The following is a 21,818-nucleotide window of genomic DNA, read 5'->3' on the forward strand; positions in this document are numbered from 1 at the left end:
CGGAGAGCCTAACCGGCGTCGCGACCACCCGTGGTGCTGTCGGCGCTCGTGGCCGCGTCGGCGCGCTGGGCCTGGAGGCGCGGCTCGTCTCCGCCGTCCACGTCGCCGCCCCGGCGGGTCGGCCGGGCGGCGGCGCCGCGCTCACGGGCGGCACCCGACGCGAGTCCCGCCGCGATGATGAACACGAAGACCACCAGGAGCGCACCGAGCAGCCCCACGTGCTCGCCGAGGAACCCGATGAGCGGCGGTCCCGCGAGGAACGCCACGTACCCGATCGTCGCCACGGCGCTGACCCGAGCGGCGGCGGTCCGGGGGTCGTCGGCCGCGGCGGACATGCCCATCGGGAAGCCGAGGCTCGCCCCGAGACCCCAGAGCACGACCCCGACGATCGCGAGCGGCACGTTGTCGATGAAGATGAGCATGCCGAGGCCGACGACCGCGACGGCGGCGCTGATGCGGAGGATCGGCACCCGCCCGAACCGGTCGATGAGCGGACTGCCGGCCACCCGGCCGACGGTCATGGCGGCGAGGAACACCGTGAGGACGGCGGCGCCCGCGGCGTTGTCGAGGCCGTGCCCGTCGATCATGGCCAGTGGTAGCCAGTCGTTCGCCGAGCCCTCGGCCAGGGCCATGCCGAGCACGATCACGCCGATGAGCAGGGTCGACGGCTGGGCCCAGACCTGCCAGCGGCTGACCGGCGTAAGCACCGGGCTGGTGTCGGTGGCGACGTGCTCCTCGAAGCGGTGCTCGTCCTGGAAGCGCGTGACGGCGACGAGCATCGCGGCACTCGTGACGACGACGAGGACGATGAAGTGCCACGCGACCGGGACCTCGAGCGCCTCGGCGAGGGCTCCGAGGCCGGCACCGGCGAGCGTGCCGAGGCTGAACGCGGCGTGGAACAGCGGCATGATCGTGCGGCCGCCGGCCTTCTCCGCCGCGGCGCCGGACACGTTCATCGACACGTCGCACAGGCCGTTGCCGAACCCGAACGCGATGAGCGCGATCCAGATGGCGGCGAAGCCCCACCCGAGGCTCACCGCCAGCCCGGCGAAGACCATCCCGAGGGCCAGGCACGCTGCGGCCACCTGGACGCCCCGGCGAGCCCCGAGCTTCGCGACGATGTGCCCGGCGAAGGTCAGGCCGCCGATCGAGCCGACCGCCATGCCGAGCACGAGCAGGCCCATCTCGAAGGTGCTCGCTCCGAGGGAGTCGCGGACGCTCGGGATCCGGCCGAGCCAGGTCGCGATGTCGAGGCCGGACAGGGTGAACACGACGAACACCGCGGTGATCCAGGCCCGTGTCGAGGGTGTGGTGCGGGCGGACGTCGTCGTCATGGTGGTCCCATCGTGCTTCGCTGCTGTGCGTGTCGCGGCTCGGTCGAATCGATTCGACCGCTGTTTCCGGCTACGCTAACGGGCGATGGACGAACCGGCAACAGGACCCGGCGCGTCGCGGACGGAGCACCACCGCGAGGACGCCGCCGATGCCCCGCGCGCCGGTGCGGTCCCGACCGGTCCCGTCCCGGTCCGCCCCCGCCGTCCGACCCTCACCGCGGTGGCCCGCGCTGCCGGGGTCGCGCCCTCGACGGCCTCGCTCGCGTTCAGCGGCAGCGGCCCGGTCTCCGAGGACGCCAAGGCGCGTGTGCTGGCCGCCGCCGCCGAGCTCGGCTACGGCGGCCCGGACCCGCGTGCCCGTTCGCTGCGCCGCGGTCGCTCCGGCGTCATCGGCGTCGTCATGGACGAACGGCTGAGCGATGCCTTCCGCGACCCGGTGAACGTCCTGACGCTCGACGGCATCGCCGAGGTGGCCGGTGCCGCCGGTGCCTCGCTGCTGCTCGTCCGGAGCCCCCTCGACGACGAACAGGGTGCCGTCCCCCTCGTCGACGCCCCCATGGACGCCGTCGTCCTCGTCGGGTGCAACGTGCGGATCGACCCCGCGGTGGCCGTGCTCCGGCGCCGGCAGATCCCCGTCGTCGCGATCGAGGCGGACGACATCGAGGGTGCGGTGCCGATCCAGCTCGACAACCGCGAGGCCTCCCGCCGCGCGGCCGCTTTCCTGCGCGACCTCGGGCACGAGGCGGTCACCGTCGTGTCGCTGCCGCTCGACGGTGCGCACCGCCGCGGGCCGATCGACGCCGAGCGCGAGGCCGCTGGCATCGCCTTCACGTCCCTCGAACGCCTGCGCGGGGTCCGTGGGGTCTACCCCGACTCGGTCGCGATCGAGGCCGCCGGCAGCTCGGTCGAGGAAGGCCGGATCGCCGGCACCGCGCTCTTCGCCCCCGACGGGCCCCGGCCGACCGCGGTCATCGCGCAGAGCGACGTCCTCGCCGTCGGGGTGATCTCGGCCGCGCTCGACGCCGGACTCCGTGTGCCCGAGGACGTCAGCGTCGTCGGGTTCGACGGCATCACCGTGGACGACAGCCTGTTCCACCGCACCCGCATCCGGCAGCTGACGACGCTCGTGCAGCCGTTCGTGCAGAAGGGGCAGGCGGCGGCCCGTGCTGCCCTGGCGATGCTCGAAGGGGCTGAGCCCCAGCCGGCGGCGTTCCGATCGGAGCTCCGCATCGGGGACACGACGGGGCCGCCGCGGGCGGAGGGGCCGGCGGACGGGAGCCGGCACTGAGGTGTCCCGCGGGCTACGATGCACACGAGGCTCGACCGAGAGCCTCGTGACCGATGGGGGCGCTGCGTGTTCTTGACCTTCCTGGTCCCGGTCGTGCTCGTGCTGGTCGTCGTGATGATCGTGCTCGCAGCGCGGGGATCGATGCAGAAGAGCCCGCTCCAGGAGCAACAGGACGCCCAGGCGCGAGCACGACGCGCTGCCAAGCGTGCAGCCCGCGAAGCAGACCGCGAAGCCGACCGTGACTGACGGCCGGAGACTCGTGACGACGGGGGTCGTCGTCCTCGGGATCGGCTTCGTCGCGACGGCCGTCGGGTCGGTCTGGGTGATCCTCAGTCCGATCGGAGGCGGCGTGAACTTCGGCGCTGCGGCGGTGTACTTCGGCGGGATGCTGTGCGGTGTCGTGGGCCTCGTCCTGGCCGTCGCCGGACTGGTCGCACTCCGGCGGGGACGAGCGCGCTAGCGTCGCGCCTCGGTCGTCGGCTGTGCTGCAGTCGGTCGGAGGTCGTGCCGCCGACGTTCGCGTCTGCGGTGGGCCGCGACGACGAGCAGTGTCGACACGGCCGTCACGGCTGCCACACCGATCACCTGAGCCGTCACGGGCCACGGGAACAGGTACGGCACGAGCAGTTGGGCGAGACCCGACGTCCCCGCCACGAGCAGCGTCAGGATCAGCACGGCGGCCACGTCGCCGGTGACGCTCGGACGGCGTCGACCCAGCCACCGGTCGGGCAGACCCGCGAGTGCGCCCGCGGCGAGTCCGAACACGAACACCGCCGCCGCTCCGCCGATCATCGCCGGCACCATGATGAGGATGAACGGCAACGCGGCGGGGGAGCGCTCGACGACGGCACCCACCACCACGCTCGCGGTCGGCACGACCACGACGGCTGCCGCTCCCGCCCACGCCGTCGTCAACGGGAGGACGGCGAGCAGGGTCCGGCGTGTGCCCGTCGCCTCGGTCTCAGGCGTGGGCGTGGTCGTGGGACCGGGGGCCTCGACGGGGGAAGACACCCGATCACCCTAGGGCGCGACCCGTCCTGCGGGGCCTGCCTCGTCGCAGGGGACGGCGTCCAGTACGATCGTGCGATCCTGCTCGGACCGTCCGCGCCGGAGCGGTTCGAGGGTGGGGTGCTGTGGGGCTCGGGAGACGCGATCCGGATGCGAGGACGACGGCAGCCGCGGGTTCCCGCGTGAAGCGCAGCATCGCCGTCGGCCTGGTGATCGCGATGTCGGCGGCAGTCGTGATCGGAGCGGACGCGATCGGCGGATCGGCGGGCACTGCTGATGCGTCCGGAGCTCCGCGGCTGGTGGTCACCAAGGTCACCGCGAGCAGCACCACCACGTCGACACGCACCACGGTGCGCACGACGCTGACGGTCAAGAACACCTCGGTGGCGCGCAAGCCGGCGGCCGACGCATGGCTCTCCCTGACGGCCGGGAGCAAGCGGTACACCCTCGGACACGTCTCGGTGCAGTCACTCGCTGCCGGTGCGAGCGCGACGATCCACGCGACGCACACCGCGCCTCCTCGTGCGCCGGCCGGGAAGTACGCGGTCCTCGCGTGCACGGGAGCCTTCTCCCTGTCGAAGTGCGGCACCTCGGCCACGACCGTCACCACCGCCCGTGCGACCCGGGCACGTCCCGACACCGGCGTGATGCTCGACGTGGCTCGTGCCTACTACCCGGTGGCGCTGATCGAGCAGTACATCGCGCTCCTCGCTGATCACGGTGGTCGCTTCCTGCACCTCCACCTCACCGACGACCAGAACGTGGGCATCGAGAGCGAGGTCCTCGGCCAGACCCTCGCGAACGCCGATCTCCGGGACGGCGTCTACACGAGTCGGATCACCGGTCGGCCGTTCCTCAGCGCGGCGCAGGCACGGGAGATCTCCCGGTACGCCGCGCAACGAGGCATCGCGATCATTCCCGAGATCGACACCCCCGGTCACATGGCTGCGGCGTTCGCTCTCCTCGAGGCCGGACACGGCAAGCAGTGGGTGGACCGGATCCGTTCGGGCGAGAGCGAACTCGACACGTCGGCGCCCGGCAGCTCCGCGCTGGCGGCACGACTCCTGCAGGAGGTCACGCGGACCTTCCCGTCGAGCCGCACCGTCCACATCGGCGGCGACGAGTGGGGCGACGACGTCACCGCCGACGAACGCGTCCAGTGGTTGAACACGATGGCGGCCGCCGTCGGCAACCGTGCGGTGTGGGCGTGGAACGACGGGATCGACCGGGCTGCGATCGGGCGACTGGATCCGCGTATCCACGTCACCTACTGGAGCTTCGACGGTGACACCGAGGACGCGACGGAACGCCGCGAGCGCCGCGAGCGACGGGCGGGTGCGAACGACCTGTACGCGGCCGGGATCGACCTGCTGAACTACAACTCGTACTACCTGTACGAGGTGCCGACGGACCTCGATGCGGCCGACAGCGAGTACACCGTCGCCGATCTCCGCGAGAACTGGTCGCTCCGGACCTGGGACGGGGACTCGGGCGCACGTCTGGCGGGTCCGACGTCGGGGGCGGCCGTCGCGATCTGGGGCGAGGACCTCGAAGCGCCACCGTCCGACGCGCTCCTGCGCTGGAGCGCCCCACACGTGCTCGCGATGATCGAGACCGCCGGCTCGTAGGCCCGCGAGTGGACCTGCGGTTCGCCGGCCGTGCCTCCGTCGACCTAGCGGACGGCTACCGCAGCAGTTCCATCGCGGCTTCGGTCCCCGTAGTCCGCAGCGTCCAGTGCGGGCGGACGAAGTCGTCCCGCTTCAGCCGGACCCGGACCTCGTCCACGACTTCATCGTCGCGCGTCTGCGCACGAGTCACACCGTTCGTCAGGTAGCCGAGCTTCTCCGAGACCTGCAGCGACGGGTGGTTCCACGCCGCCGCGCTCGACTCCGCCCATTCGGCACCGAGATGGTCGAACGCGAACAGCAGGAGCGCAGCTCGCATCTCCGTGCCGAACCCGAGGCCCTGATGAGGCCGCGCGAGCCAAGAACCGCTCTCGACGGTCTTCCGCGCCGCGAAGCGACGGCCGTGGAGCTCTTGCACGCCGATGGGTGTGCCGTCGTGGAGCACCGTGAAGCTCACGCCCCACGCGGTGCTGGTCACCCCCGACCGGAGCTTCCAGTGGTACTGCGCGAGTGAACGAGCCAGGGCGTCCGGTTCGGCGTCCGTCCACGGGACACCGAACGGCATGCGAGCGGGATCGTGCACGCCGGAGAGCGCTGCGTCGACGAGGCCCGGGAGGTCGTCATCGCGCAGCGGCCGGAGCTCCAGCCGCGGAGTGGTGAGCCGCAATCCGAACAGCGGCCAGATTCGCTCGAGGTCCATCGTCCCACGGTACGAGTCCCCGACGGCAGGTTACGGGCTCCCTCGACGCACCCCGAGCCCCACCACCGCCACGAGGTTCACCGCGCTCCCCACGAGGAACCCGGTCGTCCCCCCGGCCACCCCCGCGACCGGCCCGAGCGCGGCCATGAGCACCGCTCCGACGACGAACCCGGCCACGGACGCCAGCGCCACCTGCCGCGACCGCCCCGCCGCGAGCAACAACGCCGCCGGCACGAGCCCGACGGTGAACACCCACACCCCGACCATCAGGTACCGCAGGTCCGCCACGGCCGCAGCGCCCTCGGCCGGGTAGACGATCGGCAGGAACCACCCGGCGAGCAGCGCCACGAGGCCGAACACCACGGCGGTGCCGGCAGCGAAGCCGACCACCAACAGGACGGCCCCGCGGGACCGGAGCGACCCTCCGTCCGTCCGGTGGGCGAACGCCGGCACGAGCACCTGCCCCAGCGCCTGCCCGAGCATCGACGCGGGGGTCGCCAGGGTGAACGCGGCCGCGTAGACGCCGGCGTCGTGGGCGGAGACGGTGACCTGCGCCGAGATCATCGTCAGCTGGAGCAGCCCGTTCGAGGTCACCACTGCGAGCACATTCCACGCCGCGAATCCGAGCACCCCGCCGACGGGCTCGCGAGCAGCAGGCCCGAACCCGTTCCCCCGCGGCCAGCAGGCGACGGCGAAGACGGTGTACCCGATCGCGAGCGGCAGCAGCACGAACGGCTCGAGCCGGGCGACACAGGCGAGCACGAGCAGCCCGAGCGCGAGCACGCTCGTCACGCCGTCGCACAGCGCGACCTTCGGAGCACGGCCGTAGCCGAGCTGCGCTCCGCGGGCGTAGCAGTACAGCCCGTACCCGACGACGACCGCGACGCCACCGAGCACCGTGCCCGGGCCGTTGCCCCACGCGAGGGCGATCGGCACGGTGACGGCGGCGAGCACCAGGGTCGAGACGAGCATGGACAACCCGAGCAGCCGGTTCACCGCGGCGTCGGAGTGCCGTCCGCGCAGCGCGATCGCCAGGTACCGCGAGGCCGTGTTGCCGGCGGCGTTCGGCCAGAGCAGCGCGACGAAGACGGAGAGCGACAGGAGCGCGGTGGTCTGCCCGAGGGTCTCGGTACCGAACACCCGACCGACGACGACGGTCACGAGCAGCTTCGCGACGCCCTGCACCCCGATGCCGACGGTGGCGAGCAGGGCCGACGACGCGACGGACGAGGCCGCGGCCGGAGCGGGAGCCGGACGCACGCTCACCGCGCCAACGCCTGTTCGACCCACCCGCGCCGGTGTGCCCGCACCCCGAGCGTCACCGCCCGCACCCCGATGTACCCGAGCGCGAACGCGGCCCACAGCCCCGCGAGGGTCCCACCCGCCCACCAGAGCAGGGGCAGGTACACGACGAGGTTCACCCCGCCCGCGATCGCCAGGTACCGCGCGTCCCCGGCGCCGATCAGCACCCCGTCGAGCACGAACACGTAGCCCGCGACCGGCATCCCCACGGCGATGAGCACGAGGACGAGGGGCAGCGCGCCACGCACGGCGGACGAGTCGGAGAAGACCGGCCCGAGCACCCCGCTCACGGCGAGGGTCAGCACCCCGAGCAGCACACCGCCGGCGATCCCGAGCAGGACGAGCCGCCGCGTCACCAGCCGCACCCGCGCCGGGTCCCGAGCCCCGAGCCCGTGTCCGACGAGTGCCTGCCCGGCGATCGCCAGGGCGTCGAGCGCGAACGCCAGGGTGGAGAACACGGTCAGCCCGACCTGGGTGGTCGCGAGCCCGGTCGTCCCGAGCCCCGCGGCGGCGCCGACCGTCGCGAGCATCGCCACACGCAGCGAGGCCGTCCGCAGGAACAGCCAGGCACCGGACCGGAGCGCCCGCGCGACGCCCGAGGCGCCCGGGCGCAGCGGTGCGCTCGAGGCCCGCGCGGCGCGGACCGCGATCCGGACGTAGACGATCGCCATCGCCCACTGCACGATGACGGTGCCGGCGGCCGACCCCTCGACACCCCAGCCGGCGCCGTAGATGAGGACGGCGTTGAGCAGTCCGTTCGCGACGAACCCGACGGTGGCGACGACGAGCGGTGTCCTCGTGTCCTGCAGCCCACGGAGCAGCCCGGTCGAGGCGGTGACGACCAGGATCCCGGGCAGCCCGATGAGCGACACCGTCAGGTAGGCGGTCGCCGCCGCCGACACGTCGGCCGACGCACCGAACAGGTCGACCAGCGGTCCGGCGAGCGGCCATCCCACGAGCGCGAGGACCACGCCCAGCACGAGCGCGAGCCACATCCCGTCGATGCCGGCGTGCACGGCCCCGCGTCGGTCGCCGCCGCCGAGCGCGCGGGCCACGGCCGGGGTCGTCGAGTACGCGAGGAAGACGAGCAGCCCCGTGACGGTCTGCAGGACGGCGCCGGCGAGGCCGACGGCAGCGAGGGGCGTCGCACCGAGGTGCCCGACGAGCGCGGTGTCGGTCAGCAGGAACAGCGGCTCGACGACGAGCGCACCGAGCGCCGGCACCGCGAGGCGGACGATGTCGCGGTCGACCGCGCGCCGCTCGGTGGTCACTGCGGGTCGCGTCGGTCCGGGCACCGACCCATTCTGGCGGCGAAGCGGACCACGCGTGGTGCGCGCACGCCCGGACCGGTGACGGGTCGGACGGGAGGCGCGGGTCGGCGCCGACCCGCGCCTCCCGTCCGGCGGGTGCTCGCGTCAGTCAGCGCGCGGTTCGGCGGGGACCCCGCCGGTGGCGGCGTGGGCCGCTTCCGGCACCTCGGGCGTCGCCTCGTCGGTCCCGCGGGCACGGCCCACGAGGTCCATCACGTGGTAGACCACGATCGCCGCGACCGTGCCGAGGATGATCCCGCCGAAGCTCGCCTGACCGAACGAGAACGTGAAGTCGGCGATGCCGATGATGAGCGCGATGCCCGCGGTCAGCTGGTTCTTCGGCTTCGCGAAGTCGACGCGGTTCTCGACCCAGATCCGGATGCCGATGACGCCGATGAGCCCGTAGAGCGCGGTGGTCGCTCCTCCGAGGACCCCCGGAGGGACGGACGAGATGACGGCGCCCACCTTCGGGGAGAGGCCGAGCAGGACGGCCACGATCGCGGCCACCCAGTACGCCGCGGTCGAGAAGACCCGGGTGGCGGCCATCACGCCGATGTTCTCGCCGTAGGTGGTCGTCGCCGAGCCGCCGCCGACGCCCGCGAGGACGGTGGAGATGCCGTCGGCGAAGAGTGCTCGCCCGGTGAGCGGGGTGAGGTCACGGCCGGTGAGCTGTCCGACGCCCTTCACGTGGCCGACGTTCTCGGCGATGAGCGCGAGGACGACCGGCACGAACGCCAGGTAGATCGCGAGCTGCGACGGGTCGAACGCGGGCGCGGTGAACTCGGGCAGACCGATCCAGGCGGCCTTGCCGACGGCGTCGAACGAGACCTCGCCGGCGATCAGTGCCGCCACGTACCCGACGACGACGCCGATGACGATCGACAGGCGTCCGATGAGCCCCTTGAAGAGCACGGTCACGAGGATGATCGCGGCGAGCGTGATCACCGCGACGACCGGGGCCTTCGTGAAGTTGTCGCGGGCGGCCGGGGCGAGGTTGAAGCCGATGAGGGCCACGATCGCGCCGGAGACCACGGGCGGCATGAGGCGGTCGATCCACCCGGCGCCGGCCAGGTGCACCACGGCGCCGACGGCCGCGAGGAGCACCCCGACGACGATGATCCCCGACAGCGCCAGCGGGATGCCGCCGATCTTCGTCGCGGCGGCGATCGGGGCGATGAACGCGAAGGACGACCCGAGGTAGCTCGGCAGCCGGTTGCCGGTGATGAGCAGGAACAGGATCGTGCCGATGCCGCTGAAGAGCAGCGTCGTCGCCGGCGGGAAGCCGGTGAGCAACGGCACGAGGAAGGTCGCGCCGAACATCGCCACGACGTGCTGCACGCCGAGGCCGATCGTCCGGCCCCAGGTGAGGCGCTCGTCCGGCGCGACGATCGTCGTCGCGGAGACGGTCGCGCCGTCCCCGTGCAGCTTCCACGGAAGTCCCATGGGGTCGACGCTAGCGGCAGTCCACCGCTCGTGACGATCCCGCCGAGGATGTCCGCGCTCCGCATATGATGTATGACGTACCACACGAGGAGCATTGCCCATGTCGAAGTCCGTCCGATCCACCCCGCACCGGCGGATCGCCGCCTGGTGCGCCGCGCTCGCCGTGGCGTTCTCGCCCGTCGTCGGCCTGAGCGGCGCCGTCGCCGCGCCGGCCCACGCGCGGACGAACCCCGCGGCGGACTTCACCGCGCAGGTCCGCTCGATCGAGCACGCCACCGGACGCGTCGAGCTGACTGGGACCGGACCCACGGGCGGCAGCGTCGCGATCGCGGTCGACGGTGCCGACACCGTCTGGACCGAGGTCCGCGACGGCGTGTGGAGCGCCGGACTCCGGGTCGGCCCCGGACCCCGCGTGGTGCACGTGACGTCGCAGGTGACCGGCGAGACGGTCGACCTGCCCGTCGAGGTGCTCGGGCTGCTCCCGCCGACGTGGGTCCCGACGATCGATCCGTTCACCCGCACCATCACGCTCGAGGGCAGCGGGGTGAGCCGTCCGGCACGCTACGTCGTCACCGACGACGGCGAACCCGTCGCGGACGTCGTCGCCGAAGCCGGTGCGCCCTGGCGCGCGGTCCTGCGCGACCGCGCCCCCGGCCGACACGACATCGTGGTGGAGCGCGTGTTCGACGGCACGGTCAACGGCATCGGCCGGGACTCGTACGAGCTCTCCGGAGCGGCCGAGGTCGGCACCGCCTCGGCCTCCCGCGAGACCCGGCGCACCACCCTCGCCGGACGGGCGCCCGTCGGCACGACGCTCCGGTTCGCGGACGCGTCCGGTCCGGTCCTCGGTGCCGACGGCGAGCCGGTCGTCGCCACCACCTCGACCGACACCACCTGGCGCGCGGAGCTGCCCTTCCCCGAGACCGTCAGGTTCCACCGGATCACGGTCACGACGTTCGACGACGGGACACCGATCGGGACGACGAGCGCCCTCGTCACCGTGCCGATCGCGATCACCGGCTCGGTCGAGGAGCTCGCCGACGGCTCCGTGCGACTCTCCGGCACCGGCGAGCCCGGCGGCGTGGTGGCGCTCGAGACCGCGAGCGGGACGCCGGTGGACGGGGCCGACGGCCGACCGATCACCGCCGCGATCGGTCGCGGCTGGGAACTCGTCGTCCCGCGGGCGACGCTGCCCGGGGACGTCGTGGTCGCCCGGCAGCGGGTGCAGGGGGTCGAGCAGGGTGCGCTCCGACTCGTGCTGCCGAAGCTCCCGGTCCGCCCCGCACCCGAGCACGGTCACGGTCCCGGCGCGGGGCCCGGCGTCTCCACCGGCAACCACCAGGCCGCACCGCAGGCCACCGCGGGCCGGATCACCGCCGTGCCCAGCGGGCGGCTCGCGTACACGGGTGAGGACCCCTCGGTGCCGCTCGGCGTCGCCGGGGTGCTCCTCGCAGCGGGGCTCGGCGGGCTCGCGGGAGCGCGGGCACTCGGGCGCCGGGGTGCCCACCGTGGCTGACACCGCTCGATCAGGGCGACGGTGGCTATCGTTGACCGCATGACCGACGTCGCAAGCACCTCCGGGATCCACACCGACGAGCTGGACGCCACGGTCCGCCCGCAGGACGACCTGTACCGCCACGTGAACGGCTCGTGGATCGCATCGACGCCGATCCCCGACGACAAGGCACGGTACGGCTCGTTCACGGTGTTGGCCGAGGCCGCCGAGATCGCCGTGCGGGACATCATCGAGCGCTCCCAGCAGGCCGCGCCCGGCACCGAGGACCGCAAGGTCGGCGACCTCTTCACCTCCTTCACCGACGAGGACCGGCTCGAGGCCCTGGGCACCGCGCCGATCGAGCCCCTGCTCGCCGAGATCGCCGCCGTCGACTCGGTCGACGACGTCATCCGCATGGTCGGACGCTTCGAGCGCCTCGGCCTGCCGAGCTTCCTGCAGCTCTTCGTCGACAACGACCCGGGCGACCCGGAGTCCTACGTGGTCTTCCTCGAACAGTCCGGCCTCGGGCTGCCCGACGAGTCGTACTACCGCGAGGACCGCTTCGCCGACATCCGCACGAAGTACCGCGAGTTCGTCGCCGCGATGTTCCCGCTCGCCGGCTTCGAGGACGGCGGCGACCGCACCGAGCACGTCATCGCACTCGAGACCGCACTGGCGTCGAAGCACTGGGACAACGTCACCACCCGCGACAGCCAGAAGACCTACAACAAGCTGCCGTGGGCCGAGGTCGCGGCGCTCGCCGACGGCATCGACCTCCGCCTCTGGTGGGAAGCGATCGACGCACCGGCCGGCGCCTTCGAGACCGTCGTCGTCCGCGAACCGTCGTTCGTGACCGGTCTGGCGGAGCTGCTCCGCGACCAGCCGTTGGACGTCTGGAAGGACTGGCTGCGCTGGCAGGTGATCCGCGCCTCCGCGGCCTACCTGACGAGCGCCTTCTCGGCGACGAACTTCTCGTTCTACGGCACCGCGCTCACCGGTGCGCCCAAGCAGCGCGAGCGCTGGAAGCGCGGGGTCTCGCTGGTCGAGGGGGCCATGGGCGAGGCGGTCGGCCGCATCTACGTGCAGGAGCACTTCGACGAGACCTCGAAGGCGACGATGGACGACCTCGTCGCGAACCTGGTCGAGGCCTACCGGCAGAGCATCACCGCCCTCGACTGGATGACCGACGAGACGCGTGCTCGGGCCCTCGACAAGCTCGACAAGTTCACGCCGAAGATCGGGTACCCGGTGAAGTGGCGGGACTACTCCGCGCTGCCGGTGTCCGCCGACGACCTCATCGGCAACGTCCGCGCCGTCGCGAGCTTTCAGGTCGACCGCGAGCTCGGCAAGATCGGCAAGCCGATCGACCGCGACGAGTGGTTCATGACCCCGCAGACGATCAACGCGTACTACAACCCCGGGTTCAACGAGATCGTGTTCCCGGCGGCGATCCTGCAGTTCCCGTTCTTCGAGGCCGGGCGTGACGCCGCCGCGAACTACGGCGCGATCGGTGCCGTCATCGGGCACGAGATCGGGCACGGCTTCGACGACCAGGGCTCCCAGTACGACGGCGACGGCCGACTCGAGAACTGGTGGACCGAGGCGGACCGCACCGCGTTCGAGGAGCGCACGAAGGCGCTCATCGCGCAGTACGACGCGCTCGTCCCGACCGAGGTCCCGGACGGCCACGTCAACGGTGCCCTGACGATCGGCGAGAACATCGGCGACCTCGGCGGGCTCTCGATCGCGTGGAAGGCGTACCTGCTGTCCCTCGACGGGCAGGAGCCGCCGGTGGTCGACGGCCTCACCGGTGCCGAGCGCTTCTTCCTCAGCTGGGCGCAGGCCTGGCGGATGGCGATCCGTCCGGAGGAAGCCGCCCGTCTGCTGAGCATCGACCCGCACTCGCCGACCGAGTTCCGCTGCAACCAGGTGGTCCGCAACATCGACGTCTACTACGACACCTTCGGCGTGACCGAGCGGGACGCGATGTACCTCGACCCGGCCGAGCGCGTCTCGATCTGGTGATGGCCGAGCCGGACGCGGCTCCGTCGTCGGAGCCGGGAGCGGCTCGCCGGTCGCGGCGACGGCAGCACGCCGGCGGGGCCGACGGGCGTGCGCGCGGGCGGCACCGCGGTGGTGCCGACGACCGGTTCGCCGCGACGCTGCAGGCGCTCGGCGCCATCGCACGGGACGGCGCGTCCGTCAGCGCCTCGGTGATCGACACCTCGACGGGCAAGGCCCTGCTGGCCGTGGACGACACGCTCGTCCAACCGGTGGCGAGCCTCGGCCGCGTGCTGCTCCTCGTCGAGGTCGCGGCGCGGCTCGAGGACGGCGGGCTGCACGGCGACCGGCTGCAGCGCATGGCGCGCGACACGGCGACCGGTGCCGGGCTCTGGCAGTTCCTGCAGGAGCCGACCATGCAGGTGTCCGACCTGGCGACCCTCGTCGGTGCCGGTGCGGACGCCTGGGCGATGAACGCGCTGCTCTCGACCGTCGGGATCGACGCCGTCCGCGAGCGCGCCGAGTCGCTCGGGATCGAACGGACCGCCCTCATCGACCGGGTGCGGGACCGTCGCGGGCCGGACGACGCTCCGGACGCCTCGGTCGCGCCGACGGGCGAGCTCGCCTGGCTCATGCGGGGCCTGGCACTCGGCGAGGTCGTCGACGAGGCGGTGTCGAACCGGGTGCTCGGATGGCTGTCCCTCGCGTCCGACCTCAGCCTCGTCGCGGGGTCGTTCGGGCTGGACCCGCTCGCGCACCGCGCACTGGACCACGGGTTGCAGGTCGTCTCGGCGACCGGGTCGAGCACGGGCGTGCGGGCCGAGGCCGGGATCCTGCGCGGGCCCGGGTCGTCGGTGAGCTACGCCGTCACGGTGACGTTCGACGACGACTCGCTGCAGCGGCGGCTGGCGGTCATCGACGCCCTGCGGACGATGGGCACCGAGGTGCTCGAGACCGTGCACGAGCCCGCGGCCCGCTGAGCGTACCCTCACGCTCGTGACCGAGTACCTGATCTCCTTCGACGAGGGCACGATGGTGTTCCCCGTGGCCGACCTCCAGGCCGTCTCCGACGCGACGCACGCGGTGCTGCGCGACGCGAAGGCCGCCGGCGTGTGGGTGTTCGGCGGGGGACTCCTCCCGCCCGACACCGGTGCCCTGGTCGACACCGACGGCACCGTGCACGACCCGGCCGTCCGCCCCGGCAAGGACACCTTCATCGGGGGTTTCTGCATCCTCGACGTCCCGACGCGCGACGACGCCCTGGTGTGGGCTGCCCGGTTCGCAGCGGCCTGCCGGTGCGCGCAGGAGGTCCGCGCGTTCATGGACGACCCGGAGTCCTGAGCGACTCCGGTCAGTGGAGCAGGACGAACGAGCGGAGCGGAGTCGGCACGACGTCGTGCACCTCGACGAAGCCCCGCGACTGGTAGAACGCCCGCTGCCCCGGTTCGGCGTCGGTCGTCAGCACGGTCTGGCGCACGTGTGCGTACCGCTCGAGGACGCCGTCGAGTAGGGCCCCGCCGATGCCGGCCCGGTGGTGCTCGGGTGCGACGAGGACGTCCTGCACGTACACGATCGTCACGCCGTCGGACACGGTCCGGACCAGCCCGACGAGCGAGCCCGTCGTGTCCCGGGCGGTCAGCACGAGGTGGGACCCGAGGACCGCGGCGACGAGGGTCTCCGAGTCCCGCGTGTACGCCGTCCACCCGACGTCGCGGTACAGCGCCAGGAGTTCGTCCCCGGCCGGTCGTTCCTCCGCGATCACCACCACGGTCCCATCGTGGCAGACGTCAGTCGGCGGCCTGCCCCGCGGGGACGAAGGCCTGCACGTCGAGCTCCGTCACGTCCTCCGACCGGCACGCGGCGAACGCGGTGTACGGGATGAACAGGGACTCCTTCGACCCGGGCGGGTACACCCGGAAGCCGTCGGGCGAGGTGGGGTCGCACGTCGACTCCGGGTAGTTCTCCGAGTTCGTGACCTTGAGCGGTGCCACGGCCTTCTGCCCGGACGCCAGCGTGACGGTCGGGTGGGGCGCCGCACGGTCGAGCGTCGCCGCGTTGCCGATCTGCGTGCCGTTCGTGTCGCCGACGAAGGACACCCCCGGCCAGCCCTGCAGCGTGCACGTCGACGACCCGGTGTTCCGCAGGACGAGGTGGACGTACGTGCTGCCGGCAGCGCCACCGCTGCCGGCCTCGATGCTCCCGGCGAGCGAGGACGTGGCGCACGCCGAGGACCCAGCGCCCGAGGACCCTGCACCCGAGGAACCACCGGACGATCCGCCCGACGCGCCGCCCGACGTGCTCGGCGACGACGCCGAGCCGGACGACGCGGACGAAGGCGTCGGTGTCGATGTCGGTGTCGCCGTGACGGTCTCCGTCGTCGTGGCCGACGGGGTCGTGGCGCCGCCCGACGAGCAGCCGGCGAGCAGACCGACGGCGACGATGCCGACGGCCACGAGCAGTGGGGAACCAGCGCGACGTTGCATGAGCCAACGCAACCACTGCCCCGGGGTACACGACTCGGGTGGCGCCCAGCCGCCCCGAGGACACTCCAGGGCACGCGCCAACGCACGAGCAACGGAGGTCGACATGGCAGGCAAGCACGAACAGGCACGCGGCGACGAGGGCCGGTCGGACGGCGTCGAGCCCCGTGCCGGGTCCTTCACGGACAGCGAGATCCCGGGCGAGCCGCCCGTGGCGTCGAACGAGCCCGCGGGCGAGTTCGTCTCGAGCGACATCCCCGGCGAGACCCGTCCCGAGGGCGGCGACGGCGAGGGCGAGTACGTCGAGTCGGACATCCCCGGCGAGGCCGAACCCACCCCGGACGGCGAGGTCGGGCACTACACCGACCGCGACCAGGTCTGACCTAGTCGATCAGCTCCGCCGCCACGAGGCGGCGGAGCGTCTCCACGCCCGCCGGCGGGCACCGGTCCGCGTCCGCGGAGGTGACCCACTCGACCTCGTCCACCTCTGCCGAGGCGACCGGCGTGGCGGAGTCGAGCGCGCCTCCTGGACGGACCAGGAACAGCGCCATCGCGACCATCGTGCCCGGGGCCTGCCCGTGCGCCGGTTCGGTGACGGTGCCGAACGGCTCGACGTCGTCGGCGGTCAGCCGCAGGCCGGTCTCCTCGAAGGCTTCGCGGACGACGGCCTCGACGTCGCTCTCGTGCGGCTCCGCCTTGCCCCCGGGCAGGTACAGGACGTCGCGCATCCGCGCGCGCACCATGAGCACGCGGCGGTCGCGCACCAGCAGCAGCGCACTGACACGCAGGGTCGCGGGGTGGCCCTGGAGGCTCAGCTCGCGTCCGCCTCGTCGGTGCGGTCGCGGTCGATCCGCTCGGGCGCGGTGCGCTCCGCGAGCGGCACCACCGGCGACGGCAGCTCCGCCTCGGGCTCGGGACGGACACCGAAGAGGGCGTCGAGCGCCCCGACGAACTCCTCGCCGCGACCGGCGCGACCGAGTTCGCGAGCGCGCACCGAGGGACGGTGGAGCAGGACGCCGACGAGGTGCCGCAGGGCGCGCTCGGTCTGCTCGGCCGAGGCGTCGTCGCCGTCCGCACGACGCTTCGCGCGGTCGATCTCGTCGTCGAGGATGTCGAAGACGTGCTTGCGGAAGGCCACGAGCGCGGGCGTCGTCGACTGCTCGAGGGCCTGGGCGCGGAAGCGGGACACGGCGTCCTCGACCATCGCGCGGGCCTCGGACTCGGCGTTGAGCTCGGCGATCGGGGCGTGGATGCTGATGGTCTCGAGGTCGAGCAGTTCGACGCCGTCGACGTCGGCCGCGTCGGGGTCGACGTTGCGGGGGAGTCCGAGGTCGATGACGATGCGCCGGACGCCGTCGTCGAGGTCGGCCGGTTCGACGACCGGGACCTCGCTCGAGGTGCAGGTGATCACGACGTCGCTCGAACCGATGGCCTGGCGGAGGTCGTGCGCGGCGACGAGGTCGTGCTTCGCGGCGAACCACGGCGCCCGGCCGGAGGGGGAGAAGACCTGGATGGTGTCGGCGCCGCGGTCGCGCAGGGCGGCGATGGTCGTCGCGGCGTAGCTGCCGGTGCCGATCAGGAGCACGCGGGTCCGGCCCCAGTCGGTCACGCGGGAGGACGCGAGCTCGAGGCCGAGCCGCACGAGTGACCGGCCGGCAGCGCCGATGCGGGTGCGGGTCTTGACGCCGCGGGAGGTGTGCGCGGCTTCCTGGAAGAGCCGCTCGAGGTCCGAGGTGGTGGTGCCGTTCGAGCGGGCGTCCTCGAGCGAGCGGCGGACCTGCCCGGAGATCTCGGTCTCGCCGACGACGACGGACTCGAGGCCGCTCGAGACGGCGAAGAGGTGCTGCACGACGTCCTTGCCGCCGAGCACGTTGACGGACCGGAGGACCTCGGCGGGGTCGAGGTCGCTCGCGGTGGCGACGGCGTCGACGGTGGCCGAGACGGCGGAGTCGCGGTCGTCGCCGGCGATGTCGAGGTAGGCCTCGAAGCGGTTGCACGTGGCGAGGACGACGGCCCCGTCCAGCACGTCGGAGTCCGTCACGAGACGGCTCGCGGCGGTCGGTGCGCCGATGCTCAGTCGCTCCAGGAGATCGAAGCTGGCGTTGCGATGCGACGCCGTGAGACAGATGAGCACGTCTTCCATGGTAACTCGCGTTGCGCCCGGCTCCCGTTCCCATCGTGCGTGCTCGGGATACGTTCCGTTCGCCGATGGGAGAATCGTGCGGTGACCGACGCATCCACGACCGCCCTCCCCGCCTCGCACCCGCTCGTCTCCGGGCGGACGTCGGGCTCGCCCCTCGTCCGGGCGCTCCGCGGCGACCGGCCGGAGACCCTGCCGGTGTGGTTCATGCGTCAGGCCGGCCGGTCCCTGCCGGAGTACCGCGAACTGCGCGTCGGCACGGCCATGCTCGACGCCTGCCTCGACCCGGCGATGGCGTCGGAGATCACGCTGCAGCCGGTCCGCCGGCACGGGGTCGACGCCGGCATCTTCTTCAGCGACATCGTCGTGCCGATCAAGCTCGCGGGCGTCGACGTCGAGATCGTCCCCGGACGCGGGCCGGTGCTGGCGTCCCCGATCCGCACCCCGGCCGACGTCGACGCGCTGGGCCAGCTCGACGCGACTGCCCTCGCCCCGATCACGGACGCCGTGGCGCGCACGGTCGAGCAGCTCGGCGACACCCCGCTCATCGGGTTCGCCGGGGCGCCCTTCACGCTCGCGGCCTACCTGGTCGAGGGCGGACCGTCGAAGGACCACATCCGCGCCCGGACGCTCATGCACTCGGACCCGGAGACCTGGTCGCGCCTGCTCGCCTGGGCCGCCGGGGTGTCGGGGGCGTTCCTCCGGGCACAGGTGCTCGCCGGGGCCTCCGCCGCACAGCTGTTCGACTCGTGGGTGGGCTCGCTCTCCCGCGAGGACTACGTCACCCGCGTCGCACCGCACTCGGCCGACGCCCTGGCCCACGTCGCCGACCTCGGCGTCCCGCGCATCCACTTCGGCGTCGGCAGCGGCGAGGTCCTGCGCGACATGACGACCTTCGGCACGGACCGGGTCGGCGTCGACGCGGTCGGCGTCGACTGGCGGCTGCCGCTCGACGAGGCCGTGCGCCGGGTCGGCACCGGGGTCACCGTGCAGGGCAACATCGACCCGGCGATGCTCTCCGCCCCGTGGGAGGTGCTCGAGGCCCACGTGCGCGACGTCGTCCGCCGCGGTGGTGCGGCCCGGGCGCACGTCGTCAACCTCGGGCACGGTGTGCCGCCGGAGACCGACCCGACCGTGCTCACCCGCATCGTGGCCCTCGTCCACGAGCTCGGGGACGGGACGGCCGCGGCGACCGGAGTGCGGGCGTGACCGACGTCGTCGTGGTCGGCGGCGGGGTCGCCGGACTCGTCGCGGCGCGGGACCTGGCGAAGGGCGGCGCGCACGTCGTCCTCGTCGAGGGCTCCGGCGTGCTCGGCGGCATGGTCCGTCGGCACACCGTCGCGGGACTCGACCTCGACATGGCGGCGGACTCGTTCGCGACCCGCAACGACGCCGTCGGCCGGCTGGCGATCGAACTCGGCCTCGGCAACGAGGTCACCACGCCGGACCCGCGCGGTGCGTGGCTGATGACCCGGGACGGCCGGACGTCCCCGATCCCGCAGACCGGACTGCTCGGGATCCCGGGGAGCCCGATGGCGGCCGACGTCCTCGCGGTGGTCGGGCAGAAGGCGGCGCTCCGGGCGCAGATGGACTCCCTGCTGCCGTCCCTCGTCGGGTCGAAGGCGCCGTCGCTCGGCGAGCTGGTCCGGAAGCGCATGGGCGAGCAGGTCCTCGACGACCTGGTGGTGCCGATCGTCGCCGGCGTGCACTCGACGCACCCGGACGACCTCGACCCGGACCGGGTGGCTCCCGGGCTCCGGGCGGCGCTGCTGCGCGAGGGCTCCCTCGCCCGCGCGGTCCTCGCACTCCGGGCCCGTGCGACGGCGGGGTCCGCCGTGCAGGGCATCCGCGGCGGCACCGTGCGGCTCGTCGACGAGCTCGTGGCCGACATGGAGACCTACCGGGTCGACGTCCGCCTGCACACCCGGGCCACCGCGATCGAGGAGCACGCCGTCGAGGTCCGCACCGACGACGGCGAGACCGAGCGACTGGTGGCCGAGCACGTCCTCGCCTCGACGGCGGACCCCGCCCGCACGGCCGGACCCGTGCGCACGGGCATCGAGCTCGTGACGCTCGTGGTCGACCAACACGAACTCGACGCGGCGCCGCGGGGGACCGGGATGCTCGTGCACCCGGACGCACCCGGGGTCCGGGCGAAGGCGATCACGCACGCGACGGTGAAGTGGCCGTGGCTGGCCGAGGCGGCCGGGGGCCGGCACGTCCTGCGGCTGAGCTACGCGACGACGGATCCGGGGGTCGCGGCGACCACCCCTGGAGCCGCGGCCGACGCGGTCGAGACCGGGAGGAGCCTCCAGGTCGACCCGTACGACGCGATCGGGACCCGCGCCGCCCAGGACGCCTCCGCCCTGCTCGGCGTGCCGATCGCGCCGCCCGCCGTCGTCGGTGCCGCACGTGTCCGGTGGCACGGTCCGGACACGACCGCCGCGGGGCTCGCCGACGGGGTCGTCGGGATCGGCGAGGCGTCGACGGGCCGGGGGCTGGCCGGCATCGTCGCGGCCGCACGGACCGCCGCTGAGCACATCCTGGATTCCTGAGCGGACCGCACACTGGGAGAGGGCTACTGTTGCAGGAACGCCGGACGTATTCCGTTCGGCGCATGACCACGCACACTGACCCAACGGAGGAATCGCACATGCGAGGCAAGCTCCTGTTCGTCGCCGGCGCCGCTCTCGGGTACGTCCTGGGATCGCGAGCCGGACGGGCGCGGTACGAGCAGATCAAGACCGTCAGCGGCAAGATCTGGAACAGCAACGGCGTCCAGAAGGGCGTCCACGTCGCCGAGGAATTCATCGCCGACAAGACCCCCGACGTCGCCGAGTTCGTCGGTGAGCAGACGAAGAAGGTCGTCCGCAAGGTCGGGCAGAAGAAGGACAGCCAGGCCTCATGACAGACACCCGCGACCGCAAGCCGCGTTCGCTGTTCGGCCTGGTCGGCGACGTCCCCAAGCTCGTCAAGGAGCTGGTGACGGGTGAGCTGAACCTGCTCAAGGCCGAGATGCTGACGAAAGCGAAGATCTTCGGCCTCGCCGCGGGTCTGCTCGTGGGCGCGCTCGTCATCGTCCTCTACGCGATCGGCGTGCTGCTGACCGCCGCCGTCATGGGGCTCGCGACCGTGATGCCCGCGTGGCTCGCAGCACTCGTGATCGCCGTCGTGATGCTCATCGTCGCCGGCATCCTCGGCCTGCTCGGCTGGAAGCGCCTGAAGAAGGGGCTCCCGATCACGCCGAAGCGCACCATCGACAGCGTGAAGAACGACGTCAACGCGGTGAAGGGCCTCGGCAAGAAGCCGACCCCGCCGACCCAGTACGGCACCCGCAAGCCCGACGTCGGCGGCCGCTTCTAGCGACGACCGCCCCGTCCACCACCCCACACCCCGGAGGACCCACGTGACCGATCAGCACGACGACCTGGCCGACCGCGTCGCGTCGACCCGCGCCCAGCTGTTCGACACCCTCGACGCGATCGAGGACAAGCTCAACGTCCCGAAGCAGATCGGCATCGCCGCGTCGAAGGTCAAGCGCGGGATCGACGAGAAGCCGGTGCCGTACCTGGCCGGGCTCGCAGCGGGCGTGGCAGTGGTCGGGGGTATCGTCGTAGCGGTGCTCCGACGGCGGTAGCGCTCGCCGTCGAAAGGGGAGCGGCGTCACCTTTGTGACCGATAGGACAATGGAC

Annotated in this window: 24 protein-coding genes; 14 read left to right on the forward strand and 10 right to left on the reverse strand. The window is 72.8% G+C overall.

What is annotated here, in order from left to right:
* Window positions 1–8: 8 nt before the first annotated feature.
* The gene (locus ACIPKM_RS07750) at window positions 9–1,334 is read right to left on the reverse strand and encodes an MFS transporter (protein WP_402736506.1); all 1,326 of its coding nucleotides are present in this window, start codon (window positions 1,332–1,334) and stop codon (window positions 9–11) included.
* An 85-nt stretch (window positions 1,335–1,419) separates the two neighbouring features.
* On the opposite strand from ACIPKM_RS07750, the gene ACIPKM_RS07755 reads away from it, so the two are divergent.
* The 3 genes from ACIPKM_RS07755 (at window position 1,420) to ACIPKM_RS07765 (ending at window position 3,082) form a co-directional block, all read left to right on the forward strand.
* Window positions 1,420–2,622, forward strand: a complete 1,203-nt coding sequence (locus ACIPKM_RS07755) for a LacI family DNA-binding transcriptional regulator (protein WP_402736507.1) — start codon at window positions 1,420–1,422, stop codon at window positions 2,620–2,622.
* 66 nt (window positions 2,623–2,688) lie between these two features.
* The gene (locus ACIPKM_RS07760) at window positions 2,689–2,868 is read left to right on the forward strand and encodes a hypothetical protein (protein WP_402736508.1); all 180 of its coding nucleotides are present in this window, start codon (window positions 2,689–2,691) and stop codon (window positions 2,866–2,868) included.
* The gene (locus ACIPKM_RS07765; RefSeq protein ID WP_402736509.1) at window positions 2,861–3,082 is read left to right on the forward strand and encodes a hypothetical protein; all 222 of its coding nucleotides are present in this window, start codon (window positions 2,861–2,863) and stop codon (window positions 3,080–3,082) included. The genes ACIPKM_RS07760 and ACIPKM_RS07765 overlap by 8 nt, the downstream gene beginning before the upstream one ends.
* Here ACIPKM_RS07765 and ACIPKM_RS07770 read toward each other — a convergent pair.
* Window positions 3,079–3,633 carry a hypothetical protein gene (locus tag ACIPKM_RS07770; protein WP_402736510.1) on the reverse strand — a complete coding sequence of 185 codons (555 nt, stop codon included), beginning with the start codon at window positions 3,631–3,633 and terminating at the stop codon, window positions 3,079–3,081. The genes ACIPKM_RS07765 and ACIPKM_RS07770 overlap by 4 nt on opposite strands.
* Window positions 3,634–3,812: 179 nt before the next feature.
* Here ACIPKM_RS07770 and ACIPKM_RS07775 point away from each other — a divergent pair, with 179 nt between their 5' ends.
* Window positions 3,813–5,258 carry a family 20 glycosylhydrolase gene (locus ACIPKM_RS07775; protein ID WP_402736511.1) on the forward strand — a complete coding sequence of 482 codons (1,446 nt, stop codon included), beginning with the start codon at window positions 3,813–3,815 and terminating at the stop codon, window positions 5,256–5,258.
* Window positions 5,259–5,313: 55 nt separating this feature from the next.
* Here ACIPKM_RS07775 and ACIPKM_RS07780 read toward each other — a convergent pair whose 3' ends face one another.
* The 4 genes from ACIPKM_RS07780 to ACIPKM_RS07795 all read right to left on the reverse strand — a co-directional run bounded on the left by ACIPKM_RS07780 (window position 5,314) and on the right by ACIPKM_RS07795 (window position 10,010).
* Window positions 5,314–5,955, reverse strand: coding sequence for a GNAT family N-acetyltransferase (locus tag ACIPKM_RS07780; protein WP_402736512.1), 642 nt, complete (start codon window positions 5,953–5,955; stop codon window positions 5,314–5,316).
* A 30-nt stretch (window positions 5,956–5,985) separates the two neighbouring features.
* Window positions 5,986–7,221, reverse strand: coding sequence for a lipopolysaccharide biosynthesis protein (locus ACIPKM_RS07785; RefSeq protein WP_402736513.1), 1,236 nt, complete (start codon window positions 7,219–7,221; stop codon window positions 5,986–5,988).
* Window positions 7,218–8,528 carry an MATE family efflux transporter gene (locus ACIPKM_RS07790; RefSeq protein WP_402736514.1) on the reverse strand — a complete coding sequence of 437 codons (1,311 nt, stop codon included), beginning with the start codon at window positions 8,526–8,528 and terminating at the stop codon, window positions 7,218–7,220. The genes ACIPKM_RS07785 and ACIPKM_RS07790 overlap by 4 nt, the downstream gene beginning before the upstream one ends.
* Window positions 8,529–8,672: 144 nt before the next feature.
* Complete coding sequence (locus ACIPKM_RS07795; RefSeq protein WP_402736515.1) at window positions 8,673–10,010, reverse strand: uracil-xanthine permease family protein; 1,338 nt, start codon at window positions 10,008–10,010, stop codon at window positions 8,673–8,675.
* Between the two features lie 100 nt (window positions 10,011–10,110).
* Here ACIPKM_RS07795 and ACIPKM_RS07800 point away from each other — a divergent pair, with 100 nt between their 5' ends.
* From ACIPKM_RS07800 to ACIPKM_RS07815, 4 genes are read left to right on the forward strand one after another with little or no spacing between them, the layout of a single operon-like run.
* Window positions 10,111–11,526 (forward strand): hypothetical protein, encoded by a 1,416-nt coding sequence (locus ACIPKM_RS07800; RefSeq protein ID WP_402736516.1) that lies wholly within the window; start codon window positions 10,111–10,113, stop codon window positions 11,524–11,526.
* Window positions 11,527–11,565: 39 nt separating this feature from the next.
* Window positions 11,566–13,530 carry a M13 family metallopeptidase gene (locus tag ACIPKM_RS07805; RefSeq protein WP_092385735.1) on the forward strand — a complete coding sequence of 655 codons (1,965 nt, stop codon included), beginning with the start codon at window positions 11,566–11,568 and terminating at the stop codon, window positions 13,528–13,530.
* Window positions 13,530–14,486 carry a serine hydrolase gene (locus ACIPKM_RS07810; protein ID WP_071294319.1) on the forward strand — a complete coding sequence of 319 codons (957 nt, stop codon included), beginning with the start codon at window positions 13,530–13,532 and terminating at the stop codon, window positions 14,484–14,486. Before ACIPKM_RS07805 ends, ACIPKM_RS07810 begins: the two co-directional genes overlap by 1 nt.
* Window positions 14,487–14,502: 16 nt before the next feature.
* Window positions 14,503–14,847: a YciI family protein gene (locus ACIPKM_RS07815; protein ID WP_261645798.1), complete on the forward strand. Its 345-nt coding sequence runs from the start codon at window positions 14,503–14,505 to the stop codon at window positions 14,845–14,847.
* A 10-nt stretch (window positions 14,848–14,857) separates the two neighbouring features.
* On the opposite strand, the gene ACIPKM_RS07820 is transcribed toward ACIPKM_RS07815, so the two are convergent.
* Window positions 14,858–15,274: a GNAT family N-acetyltransferase gene (locus ACIPKM_RS07820; RefSeq protein ID WP_261645797.1), complete on the reverse strand. Its 417-nt coding sequence runs from the start codon at window positions 15,272–15,274 to the stop codon at window positions 14,858–14,860.
* A gap of 19 nt (window positions 15,275–15,293) precedes the next feature.
* Entirely contained in the window at window positions 15,294–15,989 is a 696-nt protein-coding gene (locus ACIPKM_RS07825; RefSeq protein WP_402736517.1) for a DUF4232 domain-containing protein, read from the reverse strand.
* A 103-nt stretch (window positions 15,990–16,092) separates the two neighbouring features.
* Between ACIPKM_RS07825 and ACIPKM_RS07830 the strand changes: the two genes are divergently transcribed.
* Complete coding sequence (locus ACIPKM_RS07830) at window positions 16,093–16,368, forward strand: hypothetical protein (RefSeq protein ID WP_071294322.1); 276 nt, start codon at window positions 16,093–16,095, stop codon at window positions 16,366–16,368.
* Between the two features lies 1 nt (window position 16,369).
* Here ACIPKM_RS07830 and ACIPKM_RS07835 read toward each other — a convergent pair whose 3' ends face one another.
* Window positions 16,370–16,801, reverse strand: coding sequence for an NUDIX domain-containing protein (locus ACIPKM_RS07835; RefSeq protein ID WP_302847771.1), 432 nt, complete (start codon window positions 16,799–16,801; stop codon window positions 16,370–16,372).
* Complete coding sequence (locus ACIPKM_RS07840; RefSeq protein WP_071294366.1) at window positions 16,798–18,120, reverse strand: glutamyl-tRNA reductase; 1,323 nt, start codon at window positions 18,118–18,120, stop codon at window positions 16,798–16,800. Before ACIPKM_RS07840 ends, ACIPKM_RS07835 begins: the two co-directional genes overlap by 4 nt.
* A 90-nt stretch (window positions 18,121–18,210) precedes the next feature.
* On the opposite strand from ACIPKM_RS07840, the gene hemE reads away from it, so the two are divergent.
* The 5 genes from hemE (at window position 18,211) to ACIPKM_RS07865 (ending at window position 21,763) form a co-directional block, all read left to right on the forward strand.
* Complete coding sequence (gene hemE / locus ACIPKM_RS07845) at window positions 18,211–19,335, forward strand: uroporphyrinogen decarboxylase (protein ID WP_402736518.1); 1,125 nt, start codon at window positions 18,211–18,213, stop codon at window positions 19,333–19,335.
* Window positions 19,332–20,681 carry a protoporphyrinogen/coproporphyrinogen oxidase gene (locus ACIPKM_RS07850; protein WP_402736519.1) on the forward strand — a complete coding sequence of 450 codons (1,350 nt, stop codon included), beginning with the start codon at window positions 19,332–19,334 and terminating at the stop codon, window positions 20,679–20,681. The genes hemE and ACIPKM_RS07850 overlap by 4 nt, the downstream gene beginning before the upstream one ends.
* Before the next feature lie 98 nt (window positions 20,682–20,779).
* Window positions 20,780–21,034, forward strand: coding sequence for a hypothetical protein (locus ACIPKM_RS07855; protein WP_070417359.1), 255 nt, complete (start codon window positions 20,780–20,782; stop codon window positions 21,032–21,034).
* Window positions 21,031–21,489, forward strand: coding sequence for a phage holin family protein (locus ACIPKM_RS07860; protein WP_071294325.1), 459 nt, complete (start codon window positions 21,031–21,033; stop codon window positions 21,487–21,489). The genes ACIPKM_RS07855 and ACIPKM_RS07860 overlap by 4 nt, the downstream gene beginning before the upstream one ends.
* A 43-nt stretch (window positions 21,490–21,532) precedes the next feature.
* Window positions 21,533–21,763 carry a DUF3618 domain-containing protein gene (locus ACIPKM_RS07865; protein ID WP_070417357.1) on the forward strand — a complete coding sequence of 77 codons (231 nt, stop codon included), beginning with the start codon at window positions 21,533–21,535 and terminating at the stop codon, window positions 21,761–21,763.
* Window positions 21,764–21,818: the final 55 nt, after the last annotated feature.

Origin of the sequence: Curtobacterium sp. NPDC086286, assembly GCF_044746255.1 — a bacterium.
GTDB lineage: Bacteria > Actinomycetota > Actinomycetes > Actinomycetales > Microbacteriaceae > Curtobacterium.